This window comes from Flavobacterium inviolabile (genome assembly GCF_013389455.1).
GTDB lineage: Bacteria > Bacteroidota > Bacteroidia > Flavobacteriales > Flavobacteriaceae > Flavobacterium > Flavobacterium inviolabile.
Genome location: NZ_CP058278.1, coordinates 3,335,544 through 3,349,790, shown reverse-complemented (window position 1 = coordinate 3,349,790; position 14,247 = coordinate 3,335,544). Strand labels below are relative to the sequence as shown.

9 protein-coding genes are annotated in these 14,247 nt (G+C 41.6%); 3 read left to right on the top strand and 6 right to left on the bottom strand.

The genetic code is table 11. The features are described from left to right. Window positions 1-17: 17 nt before the first annotated feature. Window positions 18-2,798 carry a gluzincin family metallopeptidase gene (locus HW120_RS15060; RefSeq protein ID WP_246296999.1) on the bottom strand — a complete coding sequence of 927 codons (2,781 nt, stop codon included), beginning with the start codon at window positions 2,796-2,798 and terminating at the stop codon, window positions 18-20. 307 nt (window positions 2,799-3,105) lie between these two features. On the opposite strand from HW120_RS15060, the gene HW120_RS15055 reads away from it, so the two are divergent. Continuing rightward, window positions 3,106-5,070, top strand: coding sequence for an endonuclease (locus tag HW120_RS15055; RefSeq protein WP_177735027.1), 1,965 nt, complete (start codon window positions 3,106-3,108; stop codon window positions 5,068-5,070). 78 nt (window positions 5,071-5,148) lie between these two features. Here the strand turns inward: HW120_RS15055 and HW120_RS15050 are convergent, their stop codons facing one another. Both HW120_RS15050 and arsC read right to left on the bottom strand, forming a co-directional pair. Continuing rightward, window positions 5,149-7,626 (bottom strand): outer membrane beta-barrel family protein, encoded by a 2,478-nt coding sequence (locus HW120_RS15050; RefSeq protein ID WP_177735025.1) that lies wholly within the window; start codon window positions 7,624-7,626, stop codon window positions 5,149-5,151. A gap of 96 nt (window positions 7,627-7,722) precedes the next feature. Further along, window positions 7,723-8,064 (bottom strand): arsenate reductase (glutaredoxin), encoded by a 342-nt coding sequence (gene arsC, locus HW120_RS15045; protein WP_177735023.1) that lies wholly within the window; start codon window positions 8,062-8,064, stop codon window positions 7,723-7,725. A gap of 117 nt (window positions 8,065-8,181) precedes the next feature. Here arsC and HW120_RS15040 point away from each other — a divergent pair, with 117 nt between their 5' ends. Together HW120_RS15040 and HW120_RS15035 are read left to right on the top strand one after the other, a co-directional pair. Then, complete coding sequence (locus HW120_RS15040; RefSeq protein ID WP_177735021.1) at window positions 8,182-9,087, top strand: CPBP family intramembrane glutamic endopeptidase; 906 nt, start codon at window positions 8,182-8,184, stop codon at window positions 9,085-9,087. A gap of 11 nt (window positions 9,088-9,098) precedes the next feature. Further along, window positions 9,099-10,139: an AMP-binding protein gene (locus HW120_RS15035; protein WP_177735019.1), complete on the top strand. Its 1,041-nt coding sequence runs from the start codon at window positions 9,099-9,101 to the stop codon at window positions 10,137-10,139. A gap of 90 nt (window positions 10,140-10,229) precedes the next feature. On the opposite strand, the gene HW120_RS15030 is transcribed toward HW120_RS15035, so the two are convergent. From HW120_RS15030 to HW120_RS15020, 3 genes are all read right to left on the bottom strand, one after another. Further along, a complete protein-coding gene (locus tag HW120_RS15030; protein ID WP_177735016.1) occupies window positions 10,230-10,655 on the bottom strand; it encodes a DoxX family protein in 426 nt (141 codons plus the stop codon). 117 nt (window positions 10,656-10,772) lie between these two features. Further along, on the bottom strand, window positions 10,773-12,404 hold the full coding sequence (locus HW120_RS15025; protein WP_177735014.1) for a M1 family metallopeptidase: 1,632 nt from the start codon (window positions 12,402-12,404) through the stop codon (window positions 10,773-10,775). 133 nt (window positions 12,405-12,537) lie between these two features. Then, complete coding sequence (locus HW120_RS15020) at window positions 12,538-14,166, bottom strand: acyl-CoA carboxylase subunit beta (RefSeq protein ID WP_177735012.1); 1,629 nt, start codon at window positions 14,164-14,166, stop codon at window positions 12,538-12,540. Window positions 14,167-14,247: the final 81 nt, after the last annotated feature.

The window sequence follows — 14,247 nt, the reverse complement described above, 5'->3', positions numbered from 1 at the left end:
GTTTTTTTATCGTTTATTTAGAACCACTTTCTGGTAAATAGCGAAACCAGGGTTTTGGCACTCAGGGTTACGACAAACCGGATGCGCTGTCCGTAATTAGGATCGTTTACTTCCCAGCCGTTATTGGAATACACCGGGAAATAGAGCTCGAAATAGTCCTGAACCAGATTCAGCCGAATTCCGCTGTCGTAAACAAACTGCGGATTGGAGAAACGGTTTTTAATGATTCCGGCATCGGCATAGGCTTCCACCCAGTTCCAGATACTGAAACTGGCATTGGTGGTGGTCATCCACTGGTTTGCATAGCGGTTTTTTAATTTGGATTTAAAACCACCGTCGGCCATTACAAACTGCTGGCTGAAAAGTCCGGTCGATTCCGAACGGCCAATAAGGTTGTAACCGAAAAGATAATCGGAAGGGCGGTCCAGTCCGAAGCTAAAGAAATCGGTTCCGGTTTCGTTATACATAAAGGTACCGGCAAAAAAACGAACGGTGACCTGCCGCCTGTCGTCAAATAATTTCCGGTACTGCATTTCGGCGGAAAGCCTGCTGAAATTGCTGGCAATCTGCAAATCGGTTAAAAAGCTGTACAGTCTTGCGGTTTCTGCTTCCCCTATGGAATAACGGGCGTTAAAAACAGAATAGTTTTCTTCTTTTTTGTTTTTAAGCAGCGGTGAATCTTCTTTTTCTACAAAGACATGGCGTATCAGGATGGTCTCTTTTCTGTTTTCGCGGTAATCCGGTTCCCGGAAACGGAACTGTACCGAAGGCATGATCTTCGTATAGGAAGCATTCGGCGCATAATGGAGCGTTGAACCGGAAATGGAATAACGGATGTTGTACAAACGTTCGTCCCGGATATTCTGGAAATAGGAGAGTGTCGCACTTCCTACCAGTTCTTTGGTATTCGTGGAATAATCAGGGATAATATCAAACTGAAACGGCTTGTCCAGCAGGGTTTCATTGTGAATGCGCATGCCGAGCATCAAACCGTCATACAGGTTGTAATTGAAATCCGGAACATAAAAAAACTGGTTGTATTGCGGATCTTCAAGGTCTTTAAAGAAGTTGAATTTTACCGGACGGTTCAGCGAAGGAAATCCTTTTAGCGTTTTATAGTTGTTCCGACGGTTAAATTCGGGCACTTCATTGGTGTGATTAAGTGCCAGTTTGTCAATCCCTTCTTTCGGAACGGATACGATGGTGTCCTTAGCTATATTTTCCAGCCAGGTTTTTGAAACTATCTGACCGTTTTTCATACCGTATAACGGAACGGGAACGGTTGCCTGAGCATTGTTTTTGACTTCAACCTGTATGTTGCTGCCGTCGTCCCGTACTTTTCCGAATTTATAATCGATCAGGTCCCTGGAATTGATAACGGATTTGAAAAACCAGTCGATATTTTTGGGTGTTTTTGATTTTAGTATGGTTTCGATATCGTTTCGTGAGGTCTGCTGACTTTTGTTTAAGGTCACGAAATCATAAAGCGCACTGTCTACGCTGTCGTGCTGCAGGTAGGAATCCAGGTAATTCAGGGCTAAGCCGGCTTTGTATTTTCCGGATATTTGTTCGTTGAATTTTACAAAGGTGTTTTTCGGATTCCCGATAGGCTGGTCGAGGTTCATACGGGCCATCATCAGGTACAGATAGCTGTATTGCTCGTTAAACCCGGTGGTAAAAAGGCTAAAGCCTCTCAGGAATTTATAGCGTGCCAATGTTCCGGTCATTTTCACATTGGGGTAATTGTCTTCAATATACTTCATCATCGTGTAGACCTGAATACCGTCGTATATCCAGTTGTCTTCCCGGTGATTGACCTGTAAGGTGTTTTTCAGGTAGTTGTTTACGTATGTTTTCAGGAATTTGAGTTCATAGACAAATTCATCCGGAAAGGGTCTGAGAAATTTGGGCAGCTGGTTTAAGCCGTAAAACGGGTTGCGGTCATAGTCAGTCTGGCTGATAACCATTTTGTCCTGTGCCGGATTGCCCAGGTGTTCGGCTACATAGTTAACGACACGGTCAATAATAATGGCTTTTTGAACTTCACTGAGCTTGTTTTCTTTAATGTTGCTCGTTATTTCCGTTTTGTCGTTTTTGTAATTGCCGTATGTTAGCGTGTTTTCCAGTGCGAGGATAATGTCCTGCCTGTTTTTTCCGGTCAGGGTATAGTTTTTAAAGCCGTCTTCTTCGGTAGTGGCGGTAATGTCCAGGTCGGTGGTGAGCGATAGTGCTGCCGGTACTTTTAGCTGAATATCAAAATCGGAAATTGCATTTGAAATATCGTCCAGGTTTTCATTGCTGTATTTTACAAAAGTGTTTTTTTCGTATCGTGCAGGTGTCAGAAACCAGTTTTTAATATAGAAATCACCCGCATTATTAAAGCCGTAACGGGTAAAACGGTCGTTGGGTATTTTTACGGAATAGACGATGTTAATCCGGAATTTCTGCTTCGGATATACCGGATTCAGCAAATGAATGTCGACTAAATCGGGCTGGTTGGGAAGGCGGGACCATTCCAGTCTTCGCTGGTTCTGATCGATAACGGAAACAATATTGGTGTGTCCTCTGTCGCTCTCGCCGGCAAGATGGAAAATCCGGGTAAATTCGTCCGAAAAACGTTTGGCCAGCGGTGTGCTTCTATCGGAATAGGCATTATTCCAGTCGTTTAGGATATAGTCTTTAAGCGTGTCTTTGGTGTTGTTATAATAGGTTATTTCCTGCTGTATTTTAAGCATTTTCGACTCCGGATCAACGGTAATACTCATTGCGCTGTGGTGCTGGGCACTCACAGAGTACATTCCAAATAATAAAAAGGGGAGAAGGTATTTAATGGCTTTCAAAGGGTTCTGGCAAGTCTTATGGATTAAACCTGGTTTTTTAATTATAACAGTATGTATTCACAATGTTACAATTTTAATTCAAATTATTAGCGAAAATTTTCAGTAGTAATGAAAAATAATATTCCATGAGTTGGCATACGCTTTTTTAGCTGTGGTGTTGTGAATGTTAAAACAGTGTAATTTTTTGATATACAGTGAAGTATTAATAATTATGCTGCCTTTAGTTTTTTGTTTATAATTAACTTTGTCGCTAAACTTAATAGGAATGACAAAAAAATTACTAATTATTTTACTCTTTTTAGCGTCAAATGTTATCTTTTCTCAGGTAGTAATCAATGAGTTGGATTCCGATACGCCTTCAACAGATGATAAAGAGTTTATTGAACTGAAATCCACTGTTCCGAATTTTTCTTTGAACGGTTATGTACTGGTTTTGTTTAACGGCGGTAGTACGGGAACCTCTAACCTGAGCTATTATGCCATTGACCTGGACGGATTAACGACCGATGCAAACGGTATTATCGTGTTGGGAAATACGCTGGTATCTCCTGTGCCGACGTATATTTTTTCTAATAATGTCGTGCAGAACGGACCGGATGCGGTTGCGATTTATCAGGCGAACGGTTCCGATTTTCCAATGAACACACCGGCATCAACAACCAACCTGATCGATGCGCTGGTATACGGAAACAACAATACGCAGGCAACGGCTTTGCTGTCGGCATTGGGAGTGAGCACGCAGATTAATGAAAACATGAACAGCCAGGGTACGGTACAGTCCATTCAGCGAAAAGCGGATGGAACCTATGAGGTTAAAGCGCCTACACCCGGAGCGAATAATGATGGCAGCGGTATTGTTTTTAACGGGATTACGATAACAGCACCCACCACGCACCTGAATGAAGGGGATAGTTTTGTTATTACGTTTACGACACAAACCAATGTAGCGAATAACCTGACGTTTAATTTTTCTTTGCATAACGATAGTTTTACAACAGCAGATTATACCGGTAATACCACGGTCTTGATTCCTGCAGGATCCAATTCTTTTTCGACCACGATCCAGATCATCGATGATGCAATTGATGAAGGGGATGAGGTGCTGAAAATAAAATTCGGGACCCTTCCTGCCGGTTATGTGCGCATGAACGACAATATTGAAATCCGTGTAATCGACAACGATTTTACGGTTTCGGCATGGGGAACGCCTTTAAATCCTACGCATGGGGTGGTTACAAGTACGGCACCAGCCGGTTATTACAGTTCACTGGAAGGATTGAGCGGAGCGGCGTTAAAACAGGCTGTCCAGAATATTATTGCCAATCCGGCGGTAGTGAGAGCTCACAATTATGGCGACATTGTTGAAATACTTAAAAAAGCAGATCAGAATCCGCTGAACAGTAATCAGGTCTGGATGATGTATGTTGAGTCCCCGCGGGCGAAACTGGATTATCAAACCGGCAGCAGTAACGTAGGAACCTGGAACCGGGAGCACATTTATCCGCAGTCAAGAGGCGGATTTTCAAACGGTACTTCGTCTACTCCGGACGGGATCAATGTCTGGCTGCCAACCAATGCCGATGATATCAATGCGGCACATGCCGATGCGCATCATTTAAGAGCAGAGGACGGTCCGGAAAACAGTTCCCGAAACAACCGTGATTACGGCGGTACGGACTATAACGGTCCTGTTGGTACTCAGGGTTCGTGGAAAGGCGATGTGGCGCGTGCGGTATTCTATATGGCAGTTCGTTACAATGCTTTGGATGTGGTAAACGGTAATCCACCGGATACTACCGTAGGGCAGCTGGGTGATTTAGCGTCTTTACTGGCCTGGAACCACAGCGATCCGTCGGATGATTTTGAAATGAACCGCAACAATTATATTTATACCTGGCAGGTGAACCGCAATCCGTTTATCGATCATCCGGGTCTTGCCGATTATATCTGGGGAACGCATGTAGGGGAACCCTGGTCGGCTACTTTGAGTACACCGGATGTGAACGCATTGCAGGTATTGTTATATCCGAATCCTGCGAACGATTATCTGTATATTGACGGTGTTCAGGATCGCGGACAGCTGGAAGTGTACACAATTACCGGGCAAAAAGTGAAAACACTGGATTTTGAAGGTACAACAAAAGTATTCCTGGATTTGTCTTCCGGAATGTACATTACAAAAATTACATCCGATAATAAAACGGTAGTGAAAAAGCTGCTGATACGATAAGTAAAAAAGTCATAAACATAAAAAAAACCTTCAAAGCTAACTTTGAAGGTTTTTTTATTGGGTATTCCGGTTATGGGATTATCCGCCCATATATTCGTCACCACCGTTATTGTCGTCTCTTTTTTGTTGTTTTTCTCTTTCGTTTTTGCTTTTGTTAAAACGGTAAGTGAAAGACAGGTTGATCTGACGCTCTCTCCATTGCATTTCACTGTGTGAGTTTAATTGTAACGGGATGTTGGTATCGCTAATTCTTTTACGGGAATTGAATACGTCGTTTACGTTTAAGGCAATGGTAGCTTTGTCTTTCAGGATGTCTTTGCTGAATGCCAGGTTAGCTGATAGAATTCCTTCACTTCGTCCCTGCGACGTGTTTTGCGGCGCATTGTAAGTAGCGTTGGTCTGCCAGTCAATTCCATACGGTAAAGTAACTTTAGAGCTCACTCTGGTAAACCAGCTGTAGGCAGTATTGCTTAAATCCTGTAATACTTCAACATTATTGGCATCGGTATAGGTATAGCTTCCGTCCAGTTCGTTTCTGAAGAAGTTGAAGTTACCGTTCAATTTCCACCATTTGTACGGATTGTAGTTTAACGTAAATTCAAAACCAAAACGGTATTCTGTCGCTAAGTTTACTGGTGTACTCACATAAACAGGTGTTCCTTCAATGGAATTACCGGTTGCTTTTTTGATAAACTGGAAGCTGTCATCCGTTTTGTTGAAATAAGCAGAAGTGCTTAATGTAAGTTTGTCCCAACGTTTTAAATAACCTAAATCGAAGGAATTGGTATAGGAAGGATTTAAATCCGGATTTCCTTCAAAAACGTTGATGTTACTCGAAAGTCCGCTAAACGGGTTTAAGAAACGGCCTCTCGGACGGTTGATTCTTTTACTGTAGCTCAAACTCACGCTGTTGCTTTGAGAAAACTCATACGTCAGGAAAACACTTGGGAAAAAGTTATCGTATTTTTTAGTGTTGAAATCGCTGTTTTTCAAAAAGTTGATGTCGATATTGGAGTTTTCATAACGCAATCCGAACATATAGCTGAATTTCTTGATTTTTGAACCAAACTGTGCATAAAGGGCATTGATTTGCTCTTTATATTCGAAAACGTTTGTTAAATCACTGTTGTTCTGCCAAACGTTATTGGTAAAGTTGTCCACTCTGTAATCGGTTGTCAGGTCGGTAAAATCACCACGGTAACCGGCTTCAAACTGGCTGTTTTTTCCAATTGGCAATACATAGTCGGATTGAATAAGGCTACGGTTTTGTTTTTGTTTGTTGAAGGTTCTGTCAGCACTATAGATGTTGTCATTCAATTGAATGTCGCTAATGGTAGCATCGTCATTGTCTCTGTTTGAAGAAACGGAAGCATCAACGGTTAATTTATGACCGTCTTTTTTAAATTTCTTTGTAAAGTTGGTTGAATATTCCACGTTCTGGGAATCATTCGTCTGATCGTTAAAACGATTTCGGGTAAAAAGATAGTTGTGATTTGCATCGAAATTATCGAAATACACATTGTCCGGATTACCTCCGGTATTTTTTCGGATACCAACAGAGTTAGTCCAGGTTAATGATTTGGTCAGGTACCATTCCATACCGAAATTCGTATTGTATCCTTTACGCTCTCTTCTGTTGGCTCTGCTCTCGTTGATATATCCGGTAACAGCTCCGGTGTTTTTATCTAAATATTCCGAATTGGTAAATGAGTTTCCGGGACTATCGCTATAGTTATAGCCGGAAGTAGTGAACAGGTTGAAGTTTTTACTTCTGTAATTCACACTGGCATTCACACCAAAGTTATCCGGATTACCGGCAACAGCCGTAACACTTCCGTTAATGCCCTGTGCTTTTCCTTTTTTAAGAATGATATTAACAATACCGGCTCCACCTTCGGCATCATATCTTGCAGACGGATTGGTAATAACTTCCACTTTATCAACAGAATCTGCCGGAAGCGTACGCAACGCATCAGCAACATTGATTCCGGCAAGACCGGATGGCTTTCCGTCAATAAGGATGCGAACATTGTCGTTTCCTCTAAGGCTTACATTACCGTCTGAATCTACAGAAACGGAAGGAACATTATCCAGAACATCACTCACACTTCCGCCTTTAACGGTCATGTCTTTTCCAACATTGTATACTTTTTTGTCCAGTTTGATATCAACAGTAGATTTTTCTGCTACTACGGTAACCTCCTGAAGCAATTTGGCATCAAGCGACAGGGTAATCATGCCCAGACTAGTGTCTTTTGTCAGCTCTTTTTGCTTAATTTCCACGGTTTTAAAAGACAGGAATTCTACTTTTATATAGTAATTGCCGGCAGGAACTTCAAAGCTGAATTCTCCTTTGTCGTTTGTCATCGCACCGGAAACGGTAGAAGGGTTTTTTAGATTTTGTGCATAAACATTGGCATACTCCAAAGGCTGTTTGGTTTCACCGTCTACAACTCTACCGGTAACGGTAACTTTATTACCATCAGGTTTTTGGGCAAAAGAGACGAATGATGTCAAAAACAATAGCATTACTATTGCAAGATGAACTCTTTTCATGAATAATTAGTTTGGTTTTCTTCTTAAGACTGCAAAAGTAACCGTAGGTTTAAGCGCGAAATCACAAATGTTTGTTAAAACGAAGCTATAATTATTCTAAATAATGTCCAGTATTTTCGCCGTCGGACGGCCAATTACGGCTTTATCGCCATTAATAACGATCGGACGTTCAATCAGTTTCGGATGTTCTGACAGGATTTCAATTACCGCTTCATCACTTAACGTTTTGCCTTTGTAATTGTCAATCCATAAACTTTCTTTCTGGCGTACCAATTCAATGGGTTTGATGTTGAGCTTGCCGATAATAGACCGTAATTCTTCTTTGCTTAAAGGCTGATCCAGGTATTTAACCGTTTCAAATGTGATGCCTTTGTCTTCCAGCAGGCAAAGTCCTTCTCTGGATTTACTACAGCGGGGATTGTGATAAATAGTGATCATAGCAGAATATTTTTTACAAAGGAAATGATATTATTTGAAAATTGAAGTAACTTAGTGGTAACAAATTATTAACCCGTGAACCGGTGTCACGGACCTAACCCATAACACTCCCTCAATATGTTTATTGAACAAGTAAAGACCGAAAAGTTTAATTTTTTATTGTACCTGCCCATTCCTGTTTTGTTTTTAGTGTTAATGCTGGCTAATTATTTTGCTTCTATGGATGTGAATACTGAAGAGGTGATGCATCAGACCATTGCGGCAATAGGCGTGAACGCTACTTTTGTAGCCCTGATTATTCCGCTGTCGTTAGCCTGTATCTTTTTACTGATCTGGGTAAAAGTGGTCCACCGCCAGAGCATTACCAGCCTGACCACATCCCGCGTAAAAATTGACTGGAAACGGGTGTTTTTCTCTTTCGGTTTGTGGGGTTTTGTTAGTGTTGGGTTGACGTTACTGGTTTACTTTTCACATCCTGAAAATTTTAAAATCAATTTTCAGCCGGTTCCCTTTTTTTCCTTTCTGATCCTGGCGGTGATTTTAGTACCGCTGCAAACCAGTTTTGAAGAATACCTTTTCCGGGGCTATTTAATGCAGGGCCTGGGTGTGGTGACGAATAGTAAATTAATACCGCTGCTGGTTACGTCCATTATGTTCGGACTGATGCATATTGCCAATCCGGAAGTAGGCAAAATGGGCTATATCATACTGATCTATTATATTGGTACCGGTTTCTTTTTGGGAATCATTACCTTAATGGATGAAGGCATGGAACTGGCTTTAGGCTTCCATGCGGCAAATAATCTGGTCGGAGCGCTTTTAATCACGTCGGACTGGACTGCATTCCAGACCCATTCGATTCTTAAAGACTTGTCGGAACCTTCTGCCGGATTTGATGTGATTTTGCCGGTATTTGTGGTTTTTCCTTTGCTTATTTATGTATTTGCAAAAAAATACCAATGGAATAATTGGTCAGATAAGCTAACCGGAAAATTACAATTTAATACTACCGAAACATTATAAACTTGCAGTATATGGAAAAGCTGACTTATAAAAAAGTGCACAACAGGTTCAAATTGAATGGTACCCATTTTAACGGTAAAGAACTTTACCAGCGTGCTTTTGTTTTTATCAAGGAAGGGGAGGAGCATGAAAAGGCTTTGGGAAACTTTATACTGGAATGGTTTGATGAAAAAGATTTTATCGAAATAACCACTTCCGGCACTACCGGTACGCCCAAAGTGATCCGGTTGCAAAAGGATGCGATGGTAAATTCGGCATTGGCAACCGGCGATTTTTTTAAGTTAGAACCGGGTAATAAAGCGTTGCACTGCCTGCCTATTCAGTATATCGCCGGAAAAATGATGCTGGTGCGGGCTTTTATTTTAGGGCTGGAACTCGATTATGTGGCGCCCAGTTCGAATCCGCTGGCAGGAAATGAAACGGTGTATCAGTTTGGCGCCATGGTACCGTTGCAGGTTCAGTATGCTTTAGGGCAGTTGCAGCAAATTAAAACAATCATTATTGGCGGTGCTAAGATCAATACGGTTCTGGCGGCTGCCCTGAAAGAAATTCCGGTTGCGGTTTATGAAACCTACGGAATGACCGAAACCATCACGCATATTGCCGCAAAATTAGTGCAGGAAACCGCGTTTACGGTTTTGCCGGGAATTACCATCAGTACGGACAACAGAGGCTGTTTGCTGATTGATGCGCCGAGGGTTTGCGGGGAACAGCTGGTTACAAACGATATGGTCGAGCTTGTTAATGAAAAACAATTTATATGGCTGGGACGTTTTGACAACGTTATCAACAGCGGCGGCGTAAAGCTGTTTCCGGAACAGCTGGAGGAAAAATTAGCGGCCGTTATTCCGCATCGTTTTTATGTGATCGGGAAAGAAGATGAAACACTGGGGGAAAAACTGGTTCTGGTAATTGAAAGTGAACCGTATCCCATTGATAATGCGATTTTCGATTTTTTAGGGAAATTTGAGAAACCTAAAGAGATCATTTTTGTTCCGGCATTTAAGGTAACAGACACCGGTAAAGTAAAAAGGCGGGATACGATTCAATAAAAAAACCACAAAGTCACCTGTTTTGATGTTCACAACACGTTTCTGAATACACGTTGGTTCAAGTGGTCTTTGTGGTAGGGATTTTCTAGGCTACTTATTCATCTTAAAATAGTAGTCAGCCGAATGTTTTCCGCTTCCGTAAAAAAGGAAAAAGATACAGACTAACAGGGTTATTGTTGCCATGATAAAGTTCTGGACATTCATCTGCCCTAAAAAGTTAATCATTACCGCACCGATTAAAATAGGCAATTGCACCCAGATGGACCAGCGGGTAAGTAAACCAAAAACAATCATGATACCGCCAACCATATGTGCAGAAGCAACATAGTGGATGAGTAGCATTTCACTGCCGAAATTTCGATTCATGTGGCCTAAAATTTCATGCAGATATTGTCTGTTTGCAACAAAAAAGGCACCTCTCAAAAACAAAAAGACACCAAGAGCAATTCTAACTAGGTCTAGCGGATAGCTGGTATGCGCATTGGCCCATTTGTTTAAACTTTTAACTCTATCCATAACAAATGACTATTTGATTTAGGATGAAAGTTACTAAATAAAAATTAAAATGTATAATTTTTTAGTTAAAAATAAGTGTTTTAACGATGTTAAATGTTAAAATAAATAATTTAATATTTATTTTACTACAGTATAATACATTTTCTGGGTATTGAACTTCAATTTATTCAGGTCTGTTTTTTTGTCAAACTGCTGCCATTCTTTGGTGACATTCACCCTGCTTGTTTTTCCGTTGTAGGAATATTCAATAGGCATCTGAAAATCGGTTACATTGGTTTTCCAGCGGTATTCCACTTTTTGGTTCTCAGTGCGCAATTCTAAAGCCGGAATATCTTTATAGCGAAGGTACTGGTCAAAAAGCGGCGTCAGGTTCATACCGGTTTCTTTGTTGAAAAAGGCAATAACCGTTTCGGTATCGATAATTTGTTTTTTATAGGTTTCGGAATAATCCAGTAACAGCTTCCACCATTTTTTATCATTGTTGATAATGTGGCGGATGGTATTCAATAATAGGGAGCCTTTGTAATACATATCGCCGGAACCTTCTTTATTAACTCCGTAGAAACCGATAATCGGACGGTCGTTACGAACGTTTCTTGACTGACCGTTCACGTAAGCCAGTGCTTTGTCATAGCCCAGCGTACATTCCACAAAAACAGCTTCTGTATAGGTAGTGAAGGCTTCGTGTATCCACATGTCTGCGATGTCTTTTGAGGTGATGCTGTTCCCGAACCATTCGTGCCCGGATTCGTGTATGGTGATAAAGTCAAACGTCATCCCAATTCCGGTACCGCTGTTGTCACGTCCTAAATAGCCTTTTCGGTATTTGTTACCATAGGCAACGGCACTTTGATGCTCCATTCCCAGATAGGGTGTTTCGACTAATTTATAGCTGTCTTCCCAGAACGGGTATTTCCCGAATTTCGACTGGAAGCAGTCCATCATGGGTTTTACTTCTTCAAAGTGTTTGCGGGCTTTGCTTTCGTTTTCACGCAATACGTAGTAATCCAGATCCAGACCTTTATAATTGTCGTGAATATGGGCATAATCGGCAATATTTACCGTAATGTCGTAGTTGTTAATCGGGTTAATCACTTCCCAGTCCCATCGGGTATAACCGTTTTTCAGGTCTTCACTTCCCAGGAACCTGCCGTTGGAAACATTCATCAAGCCGTTTGGAACGGCCACTTTAATGGTAGCGCCTTTATCCGGTTCGTCTGTTTGGGAATCTTTTACCGGATACCACAAACTGGCTCCGGTTCCCTGTACTGCAACAGCGATCCAGTCTTTTCCCTGGGCATCTTTGCTGAAAACAAAACCGCCATCCCACGGTGCATTTTTGGCAACCGTTGGTTTACCGGAATAATAAAAACGTATTTTATGGGTGCTGTCTCTCGTTAACCGGTTTGGAAAGGCGATAAAAACAGCGTCATTATCGCGGATATAGTCCAGTTTTTTCTTTTCGAATACGATACTGTCTACTTTCATGTTTTCAAATAGATCCACCTGGATTTTATTGGTGTTGTATATCAGTTTGAAAGTAATATCATTATAACCCGTGATGGAACGCTCTCCGGGATTGATGGTAATGTTCAGGTCGTAACGCTGCACATCATAATCGGTTCGCTCCGGACGAAGTCCGCCATGCAGCGAATCGCGTCTGGTAAAAGTTTCTTTTTCCGTGATAAGCTGTGCAGAAACCTGCTGCATTCCTAATACTACCATTGCGGAGAGAATAATGTTTTTCATAGCTTATAAATTGGGTTATAATAATAGTGCTAAATTAATAGTAAAACGGGTATCTATTGTGTTTTTTGGGCATAAAAAAAATCTACTGCCTGAGAATAAGTAGTAGATTTTTGAATTTGTTACATTTTAACGGTTATACCTGGATTACGCCAAGGTTAAACGGTTTTTCAATAGGGGCGTGGTTGGCAGCCTCAATTCCCATGGAGATCCATTTACGGGTATCCAGCGGATCGATAATGGCATCGGTCCAAAGTCGGGAAGCGGCATAATACGGAGAAACCTGAGCATCATAACGCGCTTTGATTTTATCGAACATCTCGGCTTCTTTTTCCGGTGTTAATTCTTCACCTTTGGCTTTTAAGGAAGACGCTTCAATCTGCAATAATACTTTAGCAGCCTGCGCACCGCCCATTACTGCCAGTTCGGCACTTGGCCATGCGAATATTAATCTCGGGTCGTAGGCTTTACCACACATGGCATAGTTTCCTGCTCCGTAAGAGTTTCCTACTACAACGGTAAATTTAGGTACTACAGAGTTGGAAACAGCATTAACCATTTTGGCTCCGTCTTTAATGATACCGCCGTGTTCGGATTTGGAACCTACCATAAATCCGGTAACGTCCTGTAAAAACACCAATGGAATTTTCTTCTGGTTACAATTGGCAATAAAACGGGTGGCTTTATCGGCACTGTCGGAATAAATTACCCCGCCAAACTGCATTTCTCCTTTTTTGGTTTTTACCACTTTACGCTGGTTGGCCACAATGCCCACAGCCCAGCCGTCAATACGGGCATAACCGGTAATGATCGTTTGTCCGTAACCGGCTTTGTATTCGTCAAATTCCGAATTGTCCACCATACGTTTGATGATCTCCATCATGTCATATTGTTCCGAACGTGCTTTTGGAAGTATTCCGTAGATCTCGTTTTCGTCTAAAGCCGGTTTTGCCGGTTTTTCACGATTGTATCCTGCTTTTTCAAAATCGCCTATTTTACCCACAATGTTTTTGATGGTGTCCAGAGCGTCTTTATCATCTTTTGCTTTATAATCGGTAACGCCTGAGATTTCACAGTGTGTAGTTGCACCGCCCAGTGTTTCATTGTCGATTGTTTCGCCAATAGCGGCTTTTACCAGATAGCTTCCGGCCAGGAAAATACTGCCTGTTTTGTCCACAATAAGTGCTTCGTCGCTCATGATCGGTAAATAAGCTCCACCGGCAACACAGCTTCCCATTACAGCGGCAATCTGGGTAATACCCATGCTGCTCATGATGGCGTTGTTACGGAAAATACGCCCGAAGTGTTCTTTATCCGGGAAGATCTCATCCTGCAACGGTAAATAAACCCCGGCACTATCCACAAGGTAGATAATAGGAAGTTTGTTTTCCATGGCGATTTCCTGGGCTCTCAGGTTTTTCTTTGCGGTAATCGGAAACCAGGCTCCGGCTTTTACCGTGGCATCATTGGCTACAACGATACATTGTTTCCCTTTTATATATCCTATTTTAACAACGACACCTCCCGAAGGGCATCCGCCGTGTTCTTTATACATACCATCGCCTACAAATGCGCCGATTTCCACGCTCTTTGCTTTTTCGTCCAGTAAATAATCAATACGCTCACGGGCAGTCATTTTTCCTTCCGAATGTAATTTTGCGATGCGTTTTTCTCCACCTCCAAGTTTAACTTTCGCTAAATTTTGTTTTAATTCTGAGACTAATAGTTTGTTATGATCTTCGTTTTTGTTGAAGTTTAAGTCCATTATGTGTTGTGTTTATGCTTTTTATTTCCTTTGTTGGCGCGCTAATTTACGATTTAATTGCCAATAAAAAGTAGTGTCTGC